This window comes from Streptomyces monomycini, from assembly GCF_022271435.1.
In the GTDB taxonomy this organism is placed as follows: domain Bacteria; phylum Actinomycetota; class Actinomycetes; order Streptomycetales; family Streptomycetaceae; genus Streptomyces; species Streptomyces monomycini.
The window spans coordinates 99,441-114,252 of record NZ_JAFIQY010000023.1; the positions used below are offsets into that span (position 1 = coordinate 99,441).

15 protein-coding genes are annotated in these 14,812 nt (G+C 73.0%); 10 read left to right on the forward strand and 5 right to left on the reverse strand.

The window, feature by feature from the left end; genetic code table 11:
* The first annotated feature begins 82 nt into the window (after positions 1–82).
* A complete protein-coding gene (locus tag JXZ78_RS24445; RefSeq protein ID WP_030024014.1) occupies positions 83–1,300 on the forward strand; it encodes a saccharopine dehydrogenase family protein in 1,218 nt (405 codons plus the stop codon).
* A 79-nt stretch (positions 1,301–1,379) separates the two neighbouring features.
* Here JXZ78_RS24445 and JXZ78_RS24450 read toward each other — a convergent pair whose 3' ends face one another.
* Positions 1,380–2,108, reverse strand: coding sequence for an endonuclease V (locus JXZ78_RS24450; RefSeq protein ID WP_030024013.1), 729 nt, complete (start codon positions 2,106–2,108; stop codon positions 1,380–1,382).
* A gap of 190 nt (positions 2,109–2,298) precedes the next feature.
* Here JXZ78_RS24450 and JXZ78_RS24455 point away from each other — a divergent pair, with 190 nt between their 5' ends.
* The gene (locus JXZ78_RS24455; RefSeq protein WP_238783344.1) at positions 2,299–2,862 is read left to right on the forward strand and encodes a GNAT family N-acetyltransferase; all 564 of its coding nucleotides are present in this window, start codon (positions 2,299–2,301) and stop codon (positions 2,860–2,862) included.
* A gap of 82 nt (positions 2,863–2,944) precedes the next feature.
* Here JXZ78_RS24455 and JXZ78_RS24460 read toward each other — a convergent pair whose 3' ends face one another.
* Complete coding sequence (locus tag JXZ78_RS24460) at positions 2,945–3,646, reverse strand: TetR/AcrR family transcriptional regulator (protein ID WP_030024010.1); 702 nt, start codon at positions 3,644–3,646, stop codon at positions 2,945–2,947.
* Positions 3,647–3,782: 136 nt separating this feature from the next.
* On the opposite strand from JXZ78_RS24460, the gene JXZ78_RS24465 reads away from it, so the two are divergent.
* The 4 genes from JXZ78_RS24465 to JXZ78_RS24480 all read left to right on the forward strand — a co-directional run bounded on the left by JXZ78_RS24465 (position 3,783) and on the right by JXZ78_RS24480 (position 6,512).
* The gene (locus JXZ78_RS24465; RefSeq protein WP_030024008.1) at positions 3,783–4,973 is read left to right on the forward strand and encodes a cytochrome P450; all 1,191 of its coding nucleotides are present in this window, start codon (positions 3,783–3,785) and stop codon (positions 4,971–4,973) included.
* 5 nt (positions 4,974–4,978) lie between these two features.
* Positions 4,979–5,194, forward strand: coding sequence for a ferredoxin (locus JXZ78_RS24470; protein ID WP_030024006.1), 216 nt, complete (start codon positions 4,979–4,981; stop codon positions 5,192–5,194).
* A 319-nt stretch (positions 5,195–5,513) separates the two neighbouring features.
* Positions 5,514–6,035: a GVDTG sorting domain-containing protein gene (locus tag JXZ78_RS24475; RefSeq protein ID WP_030024005.1), complete on the forward strand. Its 522-nt coding sequence runs from the start codon at positions 5,514–5,516 to the stop codon at positions 6,033–6,035.
* A 174-nt stretch (positions 6,036–6,209) separates the two neighbouring features.
* On the forward strand, positions 6,210–6,512 hold the full coding sequence (locus JXZ78_RS24480) for a YciI family protein (protein WP_030024004.1): 303 nt from the start codon (positions 6,210–6,212) through the stop codon (positions 6,510–6,512).
* Here JXZ78_RS24480 and JXZ78_RS24485 read toward each other — a convergent pair.
* Positions 6,485–7,336 carry a nucleotidyltransferase domain-containing protein gene (locus tag JXZ78_RS24485; protein ID WP_030024003.1) on the reverse strand — a complete coding sequence of 284 codons (852 nt, stop codon included), beginning with the start codon at positions 7,334–7,336 and terminating at the stop codon, positions 6,485–6,487. The two genes, JXZ78_RS24480 and JXZ78_RS24485, sit on opposite strands and share 28 nt — an antisense overlap.
* A 223-nt stretch (positions 7,337–7,559) precedes the next feature.
* Positions 7,560–8,978 carry a sugar porter family MFS transporter gene (locus tag JXZ78_RS24490; RefSeq protein WP_030024002.1) on the reverse strand — a complete coding sequence of 473 codons (1,419 nt, stop codon included), beginning with the start codon at positions 8,976–8,978 and terminating at the stop codon, positions 7,560–7,562.
* Between the two features lie 379 nt (positions 8,979–9,357).
* On the opposite strand from JXZ78_RS24490, the gene JXZ78_RS24495 reads away from it, so the two are divergent.
* From JXZ78_RS24495 to JXZ78_RS24510, 4 genes are all read left to right on the forward strand, one after another.
* Entirely contained in the window at positions 9,358–10,269 is a 912-nt protein-coding gene (locus JXZ78_RS24495; RefSeq protein WP_030024000.1) for an SIS domain-containing protein, read from the forward strand.
* 224 nt (positions 10,270–10,493) lie between these two features.
* Positions 10,494–11,378 (forward strand): class II fructose-bisphosphate aldolase, encoded by an 885-nt coding sequence (locus tag JXZ78_RS24500; protein WP_030023999.1) that lies wholly within the window; start codon positions 10,494–10,496, stop codon positions 11,376–11,378.
* Between the two features lie 362 nt (positions 11,379–11,740).
* Complete coding sequence (locus JXZ78_RS24505) at positions 11,741–12,544, forward strand: DeoR/GlpR family DNA-binding transcription regulator (RefSeq protein ID WP_030023998.1); 804 nt, start codon at positions 11,741–11,743, stop codon at positions 12,542–12,544.
* A 153-nt stretch (positions 12,545–12,697) separates the two neighbouring features.
* Complete coding sequence (locus tag JXZ78_RS24510) at positions 12,698–13,459, forward strand: N-acyl homoserine lactonase family protein (RefSeq protein ID WP_078624614.1); 762 nt, start codon at positions 12,698–12,700, stop codon at positions 13,457–13,459.
* A gap of 42 nt (positions 13,460–13,501) precedes the next feature.
* On the opposite strand, the gene JXZ78_RS24515 is transcribed toward JXZ78_RS24510, so the two are convergent.
* Complete coding sequence (locus JXZ78_RS24515) at positions 13,502–14,287, reverse strand: SDR family oxidoreductase (protein WP_030023995.1); 786 nt, start codon at positions 14,285–14,287, stop codon at positions 13,502–13,504.
* Between the last annotated feature and the right edge of the window lie 525 nt (positions 14,288–14,812).

Here is a 14,812-nt window from a genome sequence, read left to right on the forward strand (position 1 = left end):
TCGTTGACGGGAGACCGGCCGCTGCCTAGCGTGGCGCCGCACCGGCCGGCGCCACGGCCGGGGGACCGATGCGGAGGCATGCGTGAGCGCACGGCAGGACACCGCGGCACGCCCCCACGACCTGGTGCTGTTCGGCGCCACCGGATTCGCGGGACGGCTGACCGCCGCCTACCTGGCCCGGCACGCTCCCGAGGGCTGCCGCTGGGCGCTGGCCGGCCGCGACCGCGGGAAGCTCGACCGGCTGCGGGACGACCTGGCGCGGACCGATCCGGCCTGCGCCGATCTGCCCCTGCTGTGTGCCGACATCGAGGACCCCGGCTCGCTGCGCGCCCTCGCCGCGAGCACCCGCGTGCTCGCCACGACCGTCGGTCCGTACCTCAGTTACGGGGACGCGCTGGTCGCCGCGTGCGCGGAGGCGGGTACGGACTACGCCGACCTGTCCGGTGAGGCGGAGTTCGTCGACCGGACCTATGTGCGCTACGACGCGGCGGCGCGGGCGTCCGGCGCCCGCCTCGCGCACGCCTGCGGCTTCGACTGCGTACCGCCCGACCTCGGCGTGCACTTCACCGTCGGCCAGTTGCCGTCCGGTGTCCCGCTGCGCGTCGACGGCTTCGTACGGAGCAACGGCTCCATCTCCGGAGGCACGCTGGCCTCCGCGCTGACGGCGGCCTCGCGCCCGCTCGGTATGGTGCGTGCCGCCCGCGACCGGCAGCGTCTGGAGGGGCGGCCCGCGGACCGCACCGTACGGGCGCCGCTCGGACGGCCGTACCGCAACGGCGTCGTACGGGCGTGGGCCGTGCCGCTGCCGACGCTCGACTCCCAGGTGGTCACGCGCTCGGCGGCCGGACTGGAGCGGTACGGGCCCGACTTCACCTACCGTCACTTCGCCGCCGTCAAGTGGCTGCCGGTCGCCGTGGGCGGCGTGCTGGGCGCGGGCGCCGCGTGCGCGGTCGCACAGGTGCCGCCCGCGCGCCGCTGGCTGTCGGGGCGGCTGGCCACGGGCGCGGGGCCGGACGAGGAGCGCCGGGCGCGTAGTACGTTCTCCGTGCGGTTCGTCGGCGAGGGCGGCGGCCGGCGCGTCCTGACGGAGGTCTCGGGCGGCGACCCGGGCTACGACGAGACGGCGAAGATCCTCGCGGAGGCGGCGCTGAGCCTGGCCTTCGACGACCTGCCCGCGACGTCCGGGCAGGTGACCACGGCGGTCGCGATGGGTGACGCGCTGACCGGGCGGCTGCGGCGGGCGGGCATCACGTTCCGGGTGATCGCCGAGTCCACGTCGGGAGCGGGCCGGGTGGACTGACGGGGGCTGACGGGCAGTCCGACAGGGGGCCGGCGGGCCGCCTTGCAGGAGGTCTGCCGAGGTGCCTGGCCGGTGGCCGTCAGCCGGAGCGCGCCTCCGACAGGGCGCGCCGGCACAGTGCGTCGGCGGCCCGGGTCGTCTCGGGGATGCGGTAGCGGGGCGTCAGATGGAGGGTGTGCGCGCAGGCCCGGTCGAGGTCGATGCGGTGGCCCACGGACACGAAGACCGGCTTGACGCCCTTCTGCGTACGCAGCGCCCGCCCGACCACCTCGTCGCAGCCGTCGGCGGTGCCGTCGACCAGGGGTGAGGAGGCGCCGCGTTCCTCGCCCGGCAGGTCGTACCGCGAGGTGAAGGGGTTCTTGGCGACCCCGATGGTGGGCAGGCCGGTGAGCACGCCGAGGTGACTGGCGAGGCCGAAGCGGCGCGGGTGGGCGAGTCCGTACCCGTCGCAGACCACCAGGTCCGGCGTGCGGCCGAGGCGGCGAAGGGCGTCCACCACCGTGGGGATCTCCCGGAAGGCCAGCAGCCCCGGCACGTAGGGGAAGGAGACCCGGCCCACCGCCGTGGCCTCCTCCACGACCGCGAGGGTGACACCGTCCAGGGCGACGGCCGCCGCGGCCACCAGGTCGTGTGCGTCGTCGTAGGCGACGTCCACCCCGACGACCGTCCCGGCGAAGCCGGGCTCGGGCCCGGACTGCGCGCTGCGTACCCGGGCGCGCAGCCGGTCCTGGGTCGCGAGCGCTCCGGCCTCGTCGGTGGGCCAGTGAGCCAGTTCGTCATCGAGGGAGATCGCGGCGTCGTTCGTCATGGTGGGGCCACGGTATCGAACGAGCGGGCGGGAAAGTCGCTGTGGGCCGCGGCGGCCGTGTGTGATGATGCGCGCGGCGCGCGTCCGGCCGGGGCCGGTGTCCCGCGCCACGGAACCTTGTCCGTACGGGTCCGCACGCGTCCGTACGGGCGCGCGAGGGCGGGGAAGCACGAGTGCTGTGGGAGCGGGGATGTTCGCGAGATCGCTGGGTGACGACGGTGCCGAGCTGCGGCCCCTGGAGCCGTACCACGCCGAGGAGTACCTGGCGCACATGGACCGCGGCCGCGAGTTCATCGGCCGCTGGATCCTCCTGCCCGACCTGAGCACCGACCTCCCCTCGGCCCGGGCGTTCCTGCAGTCGTACGCGGACCGGGCGGCCGCCGACCGGGGGCGGCTGTACGGGATCTGGGCGGACGGCACGCTCGTCGGCGGCGTCCTGTTCAGCTCCTTCGACGCCGCCGCCGGGAACTGCGAGGTCGGCTGCTGGCTGGAGGAGACGGCCGTCGGGCGCGGGCTGGTGACACGGGCGATGCGGGTGATCCTCGACTGGGCGGTCGAGGAACGCGGCATCCACCGGGTGGAGTGGCGGGCGGCCGCCGGCAACACGGCGAGCAGCAAGCTGGCCGAGCGGCTCGGGCTGGTGCGTGACGGGGTCCTGCGGGAGAGCTACCCGCTCCGCGGCGTGCGTCACGACATGGAGGTCTGGTCGGTGCTGGCCCCGGAATGGCGCAAGCTGCGGGCGGCCGGCCGGTGACCTGGGACCGGAATGGCGCGAGCCGCGGGCGGCCGGCCGGTGACCTTGGACGGGTCCGGCGGGCATGCCGTACCGGAACCGGTCACGCGGCCGGCGGCGGCGCCGATCTCGGCAGGCTCTCCAGGAGGGTGCCGAGCGCGCCGGTGACCAGCGCGCAGACGGCGTCCGGGTCGGCGTCGGCCAGCGGCTGCTTGCCGACGACCACCCGCATCAGGCCGATGCCGAGCATCCACGACAGGGCGAGGTCGGCGCGCAGCCCGCGGTCGTCGGCGGTGCTGAGCGTGGCGAGCACCCGCGCGTAGTCGTCCCCCATCTCCCGTACGGCGGTGGTGATCTCGTCGCTGTCACCGATGGAGCGCAGGAAGGTCTCCAGGGCACGGTCCCCCGGGTCCGTGCCGCGGTGGCCGAGCATGCCGCGCAGCGCCGCCTCGAACAGTTCGCCGGGCGGTGTGCTGTGCAGCTGCTCCTGGCCGCCGAGCGCCACCACCTCGCCGAACAGGGCCTTCTTCGACCCGAAGTAGCGGAAGAGCAGGGCCTGGTTGACTCCGGCCCGCTCCGCGATGTCGCGTACGGTCGCCCGCTCGTAGCCCCGCTCGGCGAACAGCGCGGCCGCCGCCTCCAGGAGCAGCAGGCGGGTGCCCTGGGCCCCACGGCGCCGGGTGGCGCCGCCCGTTTCCGGCGCCGGTTCCGTACCGGGTACGTCCGGCGCGTGGTCCGTACCGAATACGTCCGGCGCGCGGTCCGTACCGGCCACCGGCCCGGCCATCGGCTCGTTCCCGTCCATCGGCGTACTCCTCTCGTCCCTTTTCGCGTCCGCGGGGCCCGACGCCCCGCCAAGCCGGAGATCACGCAAGGCCGTTGACCGTACCAAGAACACCCCTCTACTTTGTAAGCAGCTGCTTACATGAGGGAGGCCCCCGGTGACCACAGCCGACACGATGCCCCTTGCCTACCCGTTCAACGAACCCGACGGACTGACCCTGTCCGACACCTACGAGCAGATCCGCGACCAGCCGGGACTGCTGCGGGTACAGATGGCGTACGGCGAACCGGCCTGGCTCGCCACCCGCTACGCCGACGCGCGGCTGGTCCTCGGCGACCGGCGCTTCAGCCGCGCGGAAGGGCTCGACCACGACGAACCGCGGCAGGCCGAAGGCCAGCGCAACAGCGGGATCCTGAGCATGGACCCGCCCGACCACACCCGGCTGCGCACCCTCGTCGCCAAAGCGTTCACCGTGCATCAGGTGGAGAAGCTGCGGCCGTGGGTGCGGGAGCTGACGCACCAGCTGATCGACGAACTGGAGGCCGCGGGTCCGCCCGTCGACCTCGTGGACCGCTACGCCCTGCCCATCCCGGTCGCGGTCATCTGCCGGATGCTCGGCGTGCCCGAGGAGGACCGGCCCAAGTTCCGTACGTGGAGCGACGCGGCGCTGTCCACCAGCTCCCTGACGGCCGAGGAGTTCGAGGCCAACCGAGAGGAACTGCGCGCCTACATGGCGAGGTTGATCGACGATCACCGCGTCACGCCGCGGGACGACATCATGACGCGGCTGATCGAGGCCCGGGACGTCGGCGACCGGCTCTCCGAGCTGGAGCTGATCGACCTGTGCGTCGGCATCCTGGTCGCCGGACACGAGACCACGGCCACCCAGATCCCCAACTTCGTCCTGTCGCTCCTGGACCACCCCGGCGAACTGGCACGGCTTCGCGCGGAACCCGCGCTCGTCAAGAGCGCCGTCGAGGAACTGCTGCGCTTCGTGCCGCTGGGCAGCGGCGCGGCCTTCCCCCGCTACCCCACCGAGGACATCGAAGTAGGCGGCACGCTCGTCCGTGCGGGTGAACCGGTCCTGGTCGCCGTGGGCGCGGCCAACCGTGACGCGCTGCGGTTCGACGAGCCGGGCACCCTCAACATCGCCCGCGACGGCAACCAGCACCTCGGCTTCGGGCACGGGGTGCACCACTGCCTCGGCGCGCCGCTGGCCCGGCTGGAACTCCAGGAGGCGCTGATCGCCCTGATCACCCGCTTCCCCGGGCTGCGCCTCGCGGGGGACGTGGTGTGGAAGGACCAGATGCTGGTCCGCGGCCCGCGCGAGATGCCGGTGGGGTGGTGAGCCGGATGACCTGGAAAGTCGCGATCGACGGGTCGCAGTGCATGGCGTCCGGCATGTGCGCCGGCATCGCCCCCGACGTCTTCGTCCTGGACGGGACGCACGCCCGGCCACTCAAGGAGGAGATCGCCGAGAACGAGGACGCGCTGGACGCGGCCGACTCCTGTCCGGCCATGGCGATCCTGATCCGGGACGGGGACACGGTGGTGGGGCCGCGGCCGTGACGGGACGGGCGGCACGGCCGGCGGGCCGGTTCGCGGGCGGGGTGGTTCGCCACCGGCCCCGAACGGCCTACGCCGGCCCGGCCGCCCCTCACCCGTCTGTCCCCGCCCGGCGCGGGCAGATCGCCGACCGCGTGTCGGCGCAATGACCTGCCGCAACGCCGACCGGTACGGGCCGACACGCCGGAGGACGGCACCATACCTGACGAAGCCTCACCGGGCGGGGACGGCGCGCCGAGGCTTATCTCAAATGCGTCAGCGCGGATCCATCCGATGCACCGCGGCGCACCCGTGCCGCCTCCGCGCTGCCGGAGGATCAACCATGCGTCCCACTCGCGTCATCGCGGCTTCCGGCCTGACCATCGCCGCTCTGGGTCTGTCGACCGGCGCCGCGCTCGCCAAACCGGTGGCCACCACCAGCCCGAAGCTCGTCGGCCCCGGCGGCTCCGTCACCGTCACCGTCACCTGCGACACGGGCAAGGCCCAGCGCATCGCCGCCTCCTCGCAGGGCTTCCGCAGCGGAACGATCTGGCTCCACCGCACCCACAAGCACGGCAAGACGTACCGCGGTACCGCCCGGGTGGCGTCCCAGCTGACCGGCGGCCCGAATCACCTGGGGCGCTACACGTCCTGGGGCGTGAACGGCGACTGCCCGGACGGCAAGCAGTGGATGACCACCTTCAAGACGGACGCCAGGCTGCCGCACGGCAAGGTGCACACGGGCGTCGGCAGCACCAGCAAGGACTCCAACACCACGGAGATCGTCGCGGGTGCCGCGGTCCTGGCCACCGCGGCGGTCGGCGGCACCTACTTCCTGCGCCGCCGCCAGAGCAACCAGTCCTGAGGGCCCGGCCCTCTTCTTCCACGGCGTTTCCACGGCGTTTCCACGGCGCTTCGGGCCGCTGTGCCCGTGCCGGGTCCCCATCTCCCGGCCCGGCAGGGCACAGCGGCTCAAGCATCCGGCGGCCGTACCGGGCCGCGGGCCGCATGGTGATCGTCACTGCCTACCATGGCACTCATGTTCGTACTTGAGCTGACCTACACCGCGCCGCTGGAGCGCGTCGACGCCGCCCTGCCCGACCACGTGGCATGGCTGAAGAAGCACTACGCGGCCGGGCACTTCCTGGCCGCCGGACGCAAGGTGCCGCGCGACGGCGGCGTCATCCTCGCCTCCGTCGCGGACCGCGCGACGGCCGAGCGGATCGTGGCGGAGGACCCCTTCACGATCGCTGGCGTCTGTGACTACCGGATCACCGAGTTCGTGGCGACCACGACGGCGCCGGAGCTGGAGCCCTACAAGGAACAGCTGCCGACCTCCTGAGCGAGCAGCACGCCGATCTCCTCGTGCAGCGCGGTCGGCACCTCGGTCCCCCAGCGCGCGGCCGCCTCACCGGCCAGTTCCCGGCTCCACTGCCAGCCGGCCCGCGCCGCCGTCCGTACGGCCGGGAGCACGGCGGGAGCAGTGGCCGCCGTGTAACGGTCGCGGTCGGCGGCCGGCAGGTCCTGTTCCAGAGCGCGGCTGGGGGTGAGCCAGTGTGTGGTGGAGCCGCGCAGCAGGCGGCACAGCTGGAGCTGCTGCGGGGCGACGACCGAGTGCATCAGGGCGTGTGCGCGGGCCGTCTCGCCGCGCTTCAGGACGTGGGCGAGCATCAGCGTCCAGTTGGTGAGCTCGTCGGTGAGCTGCTGCGCGGTCGGGCCCGGCTCGGGCGGGCAGGGGTCGGCGAGACGGCGGGCCGCGGCGGTCAGCCGTCCGCCGCGGTCCAGCAGGACGGCGGCGCCGGGGTCCGGCAGATGGACCATGCCGCGCCAGGTGGGCACCTCGTCGATGCCCGGCCCGGCGGCCACGAGGTGGAACTCGCCGCGCATCAGGTCGTCGAAGACGACGGCCAGGATGCCGTACATGTTGGTGTAGGCCAGCTTCAGCGGGGCGATACGGCTGACGAAGTCCCGGCCGTCGAAGGTGTCGGCGTGCGCGTCGCGGACGTACAGGTACGCCTCGATGTCGGAGTGGGCGTCGGCCTCACCGAGGGTCCACGAGCCGTAGAGCAGGACGCCCTCCAGCCGGGGTTCGGCCTCGGCCAGCTCGCGCAGACGCGCGACGCGGCGGTCGAGGGCGGGGCAGGACGGGACAGGGGTGCGCGGCATGGTGGTGTCTCCTGAGCAGGTGTACGGACATACGGACGGACGCCACCGGCTCGGCTGCCTTCGCCGGGCCGGTGGCTCTGGACTCACGCCCGTCTGCTCAGATGAAAATGCCCATGGGCCGATCGTACGGGCCGTGGCCGGAGCGGGACCAGCGATTTTCCGCGCGCGGGACGGCCGGACGGAAGCCGGACGGCCCGCTACGCACCGGCGGCCGGCCGCGCCGCTACGGGGCCGGGGTGGGCCAGCGCCCCCCGTTGAGCCAGAAACCTTGAATCTCCTCCAACTGCCGCCCCTTGGTCTCGGGGGCGGTGCACGCGGCGAAGACCAGCGCGCCGAGCGCGAGGACCCCGAGGCCCGCGAAGGTCGTCGCGGCACCCGCCCAGGACATCAGGGACGGGAAGAACTGCGCGATGAGGAGGTTCGCGACGAGATCGGCGGTCAGCATCGCCGACGCGCCGGTGGAGCGCAGCTGGGCGGGGAACGCCTCACTGGCGTACACCCAGATCAGCGAACCGAAGCCGAAGTTGAAGGCGGCGGTGAAGAGCAGGATGGCGCCGAAGCCGATCCACGTCCCGGAGCCCTTCAGGTCCCCGAAGCCGAACACGGCGGTCAGGACGCCGAGCATGGCCGTCATCGTGGCGATGCCGGAGAGCAGGACGACGCGGCGGCCGAGCCGGTCGATGATGAGGATGGCGAGGACCGTCGCGGCCAGAGAGGCCAGCTGCACGAAGGACGGCAGCAGGAAGTTCTGGCCGTCGCCGGTGAAGCCCATCTCCTCGAAGATCTGCGGGCTGTAGTACGTCACCGCGTTGATGCCGGTGATCTGGCAGAAGAAACCGAGCCCGAGGACGAAGAGCGTGGCGCGGGCATACGGCTTGCGCAGCAGTGAGCGCAGCGACCCGCCGCTCTCCTCGGCCAGGGCGGCCCGGACCGCCTCGGTCTCGGCGCGCGGGTCGACGTCGGGGTCGGTCAGCGCCATGACCTCGACAGCCTTGTCGGTCCGGCCTTTGAGGACGTACCAGCGGGGCGTGTCGGGGAGCCGGAACAGCGGAATCAGCACGAGGGCGGCGGGGACCGCGGACAGCCCCAGCATCAGCCGCCAGTGACCGCCGTCGGACAGTCCCCAGTTCACGAAGTACGTGAGGGCGATGCCGGCGACCGTGGCGACCTGGTACGCGGCCACCGAAGCGCCGCGGATGCGGGCCGGTGACGCCTCGGCGATGTACAGCGGCGCGGCCACGATCGAGATGCCGATGGCGACGCCGAGCAGGAACCGCACCGCGTCCAGGACGACGACGTTCGGGGCGAGGGCGGAGAGCGCCACGAAGACCGTGTACGAACCGGCGACGATCAGCATCGCGGCCTTGCGTCCCAGCGCGTCGGCCAGCTTGCCGCCGATCAGCGCGCCCAGGATCGACCCCAGTACCAGGATGCTGTTGACCAGGCCCTTCTCGGTCTCGCTGAGGTGGAAGTCCTTGCTCAGGAACACCAGGGCGCCGGAGATGCTGCCGGTGTCGTAGCCGTAGATCACACCGACGACGGCTCCGGTGAGGGCGAAGAGCCGGCCGGTGCGCCGGGGCGGCGGGCCCTCGGGGCCCGGTGGCGATGACGGTGACTGCGTGGAGCGCGTTGCAACGGACATGGGGAGTCCTTTGTGACGACTGTCGGCGGAACGGCCTTGCTGCGTGACGATCACCGCGGCAGCTGCCGGTGGACGGCCGGTGTCCGGACGTACCGCCCGGCGCCAACGCCGACAGCGCTGCCCGACGGCCGCCGCTCCACTGCGGCTGCATGAGTGATCTTGCGAGTATTCGACTCCCTTCATTCATGTGTCAACAGCCACCTCGGGTGCCCCGGTCTGCCGCATACCTCCTGAACGGAGCGCCAATTCGCTGGTCATCCCTTCCCGCCTTACGGGCGCTTCCACCCTTCCGAGGGATGGATTACGCCGCAGGGCGTGCGTAGAGTTGCTTGCAATCGAGCATGATGTTGCAAGTTCACGCAGACAACTGGAGGGTGCCGTGAGCGGGACCTCGCACATGGAGCAGGAGTTGCGCAGCCAGCCGGACACCTGGCGGGAAGCGGCGCGGATCGGTGGCGCGGGCACCCCGCTGCCCGGCGCCGGCTCGCGGGTCGCGGTGGTGGGCTGCGGCACCTCGTGGTTCATGGCGCAGGCGTACGCCGCCCTCCGCGAAGGTGCCGGGCTGGGGGTGACGGACGCCTTCCCGGCCTCGGAGGCGTTCCTCGGCGCCGGCCGGGGCTATGACGCCGTCGTGGCGATCACCCGTTCCGGGACCACGACCGAGGTACTGCGCCTGCTGGAGCAGGTGAAGGGGCGTATCCCGACGGTGACCGTGCTCGGTGACCCCGACACCCCGGCGACCGCGCTGTCGGACGCGACGGTCTCCCTGCCGTTCGCCGACGAGAAGTCCGTGGTGCAGACGAGGTTCGCGACGACCGCGCTCGCGCTGCTGCGGGCCCACCTCGGCGAGGACCTGTCCGGCGCGGTGCGCGACGCGGAGGAGGCGCTGACCGCGCCCGTGGAGAAGGAGTGGCTGGACGCCGAGCAGTTCTCCTTCCTCGGCACGGGCTGGACGTACGGCCTGGCCAACGAGGCGGCACTGAAGATGCGCGAGGCGTCGCAGAGCTGGACGGAGTCCTACCCCGCGATGGAGTACCGCCACGGCCCCATCTCCATAGCGGCACCGGGCCGCGTCACCTGGGTGTTCGGCCCGGTGCCGGAAGGCCTGGAGGCGGATGTCGCCCGGACCGGCGCCGGGTTCGTACGGCACGGGCGCGACCCGCTGGCCGACCTGGTGCTGGTGCAGCGAGTCGCCCTGGAGCGGGCCCGCGCCCGCGGCCTGGACCCCGACAACCCGCGCGGCCTGACCCGGTCGGTGCTGCTCACGGCACCGGAGCCGACGGCCAGGTAGCGGGAAGGGGGCAGGAAGGGAGAGGACAGGAAAGGAGGGGACAGAAAGGAAAGGAGGGGACGGGTCGGCCCGCTCCCCCGCCCTGCCCACTCGCACCGTCCCCCGCCCCCACCGTCCCCCGTCCCCACCGTTCGCGCCCGCACTGTCCACGTCCGCACCTTCCACGCCAGCACTGTCCACGAACCGGCCGGGATGGCCGTGTTCCGCAAGGGAGTCAGGACCCCATGCCCCTCGTCCCCACCTCGTCGATCGTCACCGCCGCCCGTGAGGCGCGGGCCGGCGCCGCGGCGTTCAACGTCATCCACCTGGAGACCGCCGAGGCACTCGTCACGGCCGCCGAACGCAGCGGCTTCCCGGTCATCCTCGGCATCAGCGAGAACTGCATCCGCTACCACGGCAGCCTGTTGCCCATCGTCCGCGCCACCCTCGCGCTCGCCGAGGCGTCCTCCGCCCGGGTCGCCGTGCACCTGGACCACATCACCGAGCCGGACCTGGTGCGTGCGGGGGTCGAGGCCGGGGTGCGGTCGGTGATGGTGGACGCCTCGGCCCTCCCGTACGAGGAGAACGTCGCCGCCACGGCGGAGCTGACCGCCTGGTGTCATCAGCGCGGCGCCTATGTCGAGGCCGAGCTGGGCGAGGTCGGTGGGAAGGACGGGGTGCACGCCCCCGGTGCCCGTACCGACCCCGACGAGGCGCTGGCGTTCGTCCGGTCGACCGGGGTGGACGCCCTGGCCGTCGCCGTCGGCTCCTCCCACGCGATGCACGAACGGACCGCCGTGCTCGACAAGGAGCTGATCGGGGCGCTGGCCGGGAAGCTGCCGGTGCCGTTGGTGCTGCACGGTTCGTCCGGCGTGCCCGACGACGAGCTGCGCCGGGCCGTCGCGGCCGGCATGACGAAGATCAACATCTCCACCCATCTGGTCTCCGTCTTCACCCGCAGCATCCGGGACACCCTGGACGCGGACCTGACTCTCGTCGACTCGCGCAAGTACGTGAAACCGGCGCGCGAGGCCGTGGCCCAGGAGGCAGCCCGGCTCCTGGCCCTGCTCGGCGCCCCGGCCGCGGTACCGGGCCAGTCGGCCGCAGCGGAGGCGCCCGTGCAGAAGTGAGGGGGGTGTGTCCGGGGGTGTGTCCGGGGGGGTGTCCTACGGGGGCGTGTCCTACGGGAGCGTGCCCTCCGGGGGCCTCCGGGGCGTGTCCTCCGGAGGCGTGCGTTCCGGTGAGCGGCGGATGATCGGGCGGCCGAGCGGATCGACGGCGGGTGGACGAGCGGATCGAGGGCCGGCGGACGATGACGGCCGACGGTGGGCGGGCGACGGTGAGCGGGGCACCCCTCCGGCCGATGGTGCGAAAACGCTTGCGTACCCTCCCACCACGGGGTGAACGTGGCGCCTGCCCACCCCGCGCCCCCGGTCGGCCGACGGGCTTCCCGATATCACGCAGGCCGCCGGAGAGGACTTAGGCTCGCGCCATGAACCGCCATGAACGGATGAACGCCCTCCTTGAGCTGCTCGGCGAACGCGGCCGGGTGGAGGTCGAGGAGGCCGCGTCCCAGCTGGAGGTGTCGGCCGCGACCATGCGACGCGACATGGACGCCCTGGCCGACCAGCAGCTGCTGACCCGTACCCGGGGCGGCGCGGTGCTCAGCTCGGTGGCGTACGACCTGCCCATCCGTTACAAGCGGGCGCACCGCGCCGCGGAGAAGGGGGCGGTGGCCCAGGCCGCGGCGAAGCTGGTCGAGCGCGGTGACGTGGTCGGCCTCAGCGGCGGCACCACGACCACGGAGATCGCCCGGGTACTGGCCACCCGCCCGGAGTTCGCCGAGGCGGGACCGCAGCCGCACCTGACCATCGTCACCAACTCGCTGAACATCGCCAACGAACTCGCCGTACGGCCACAGATCAAGATCGTGCTGACCGGGGGTGTGGCGCACTCCAGGTCGTTCGAACTGGTCGGTCCGTTCAGTGAGCTGGTTCTCCAGCAGATCTCCGTGGACATCGCCTTCATCGGCGCCAACGGCATAGAACCGGTGATGGGCGCGACCGTGCACGACGAGGCGGAGGCCCGGATCAACCGCCTGATGGCCGAACGGGCGCGGCGCGCCGTGGTCGTCGCGGACTCCTCGAAGATCGGCGCCCGCTGCTTCGCCCGGGTCGGCGGCGCGGACGTCTTCGACACCCTCATCACGGACAGCGGCGCGGGGGAGTCCGTCCGGCGGGAATTCGGCGAACGGGGCCTGCGCGTGGTGGCCGCCCGCACCGCCACCGACGACTGATCGGCAGGCAGACAACCGGGCGAACGCGCTCCGGGTGCTCGGGGGAATCTTGGTGCTCCGCGCCCTGTGGTGTCGCCTGGTCCGGCGCGCCGTCGCACGTCCCGGCTTGATCGGCACCTGGCGGCGCCCGGCGGCCACTGCCACGATGGCCCGATGGATTCACTGGATCAGAAAGTGACGGTACGCAGGCGTACGGCGCGCCACTCCCCCGTGCGGAGCGTGCGCCGGGTCAATCTCGGCTACTTCGTCCGTCCCACGTCGGAGACCGGCGGGCCGGAACCGCGGGTGGAACCGGTGCTCGCGTATCTGGTGCGCCACGATGCCGGGTTACTGCTGTTCGACACGGGGATCGGCGCCGCCGATCCGGAGACCGAGGCACACTACCGTCCCCGGCGCCGGTCCCTGGAGGCCGCGCTCGCCGCGGCGGGACACCGGCTCGACGACGTGTCCGTGGTCGTCAACTGCCATCTGCACTTCGACCACTGCGGCGGCAATCCGCTGCTCGGCGGACGGCCCGTCATGGTGCAGGAGACAGAGCTGGCCGAGGCCCGCGCGGGCGGGTACACCGTGGACGCCCTGGTCGACTTCCCCGGCGTCGTGTACGAGGAACTGCGGGGCGAGGCCGAGGTGTGGCCCGGCGTGCACATCGTCCCCACACCGGGGCACACCGCGGGGCACCAGTCCCTGGTGGTGGAGCAGCCGGACGGCACGGTGGTCCTCGCGGGTCAGGCCCGTGACTTCGCCTCGGACTTCGCGTCGGACCAGCTGGCCCGGCACGCCGCCCTCGAAGGGGTCGCCGCCCCGCTGCCAGGTCATCCGCCGTGGCTGGAGCGGCTCAGCGCGTTCGAGCCACGGCGGGTGATGTTCGCGCACGACGGTTCGGTGTGGGAGCCCGCCGAGTCCCCCGAGCCGTAGCGGCTCCCGGCCCGGCTGCTCCGGCGGCGGGCCAACGCGGCGTCACCAGGTGCGGTCGCCGCGCAGTACGGCGTCGGCGCCGCCGTCGAGGAAGACGACCTGCCCGGTGACGTGCGTGTTCTCGGGCGACGTCAGCCAGGTGAGAAGCGGGGCGGCCTGTTCCGGGCGGGCGTGGCCGTGCAGCGGCATCGGCACACTCGTGTCCACGACCCGGCGCGTCTCCGGGTCGGCGAGCATGGGCGCGGTCATGGGGGTGACGACGGTGCCCGGCGCGACGGCGTTGAGCGGGATTCCGGCGCCCGCCCAGTCGGCGGTCGTGGCATTACGGCGGACCCAGCGCGCGACGGCGGCCTTCGAGGAGCCGTACAGGAGGTACCCCTCGCCGCGGTCGACGGCCGCCTGCGCCGCGGCGACCGCGGCCGGCTCGTCACCGGCCAGCGCGGCGTCGACGACAGCGGTGTCGCAGGGGTGCACGGACGCCACCGAGGAGACGACGACCGCACGCGGGTCGGTGCCCGCGGCGAGCAGCGGACGCAGGCCCTCCAGGGTGGCCACCGCCCCGAAGTGGTTCACCTTCACCGTCAGCGGGTCGAAGGTGGCAACACCGGCACAGGCGATCACCGCGTCGAGCCGGCCGCCGGTCAGTTCGCGGGCCCGCGTCACCAGTTCCGTACGGCCCTCGGGGGTGGCCAGGTCCGCCTGGATGTCGGCACCGTCGAGGTCGGCCCCGATCACGGTGCAGCCCTGCGCGCGGAGCCGGGCGGCGGTGGCCCGGCCTATGCCGGAGGCCGCTCCGGTGACGAGGCAGGTACGGGACGGTGACGGCATGGAGCGCTCCTCGGCGGGGTGGTGGTTCGGTGGGGAAGCGGTGGTTCGGTGGGGGCGGCGGTTCGGCGTACATTGCCGTGCCGCGAGTATCGCGGTTCGCCGGGCGCGGTGGTTCAGCGGGCCTCCCCGTCCGGCGGGCGCCCCCGTTCGACAGGCCCCGTCTGGCAGGCAACGCCGCCCGGCAGGCACCGCCGTTCGGTGAGCGTGACGATCGCCGAGCCTGACGATGCGCCGTACGTGACGCCCCGCCGGACCTGACACCCCGCCGTACGTGACGATCCGTCTGGCCTGGCAACTCGCCGAGCCCGACGGCGCGCGGACCTGAGAACCCGCAGCCCCTACACCCACCTGGCCCGACCGCCCGCCGGACCTGACACCCCGCCCGGCCTGACAACCCGCAGACCTGACACCCCGCCCGACCCCACACCCCGCCGAGCCCGACACCCCGCAGACCCAACGCCCCACCTGGCCTGACTCCCCGCCAGCTCGGCGACCCGCCAGTCCGGCAATCCGCCGGCCCGGCAA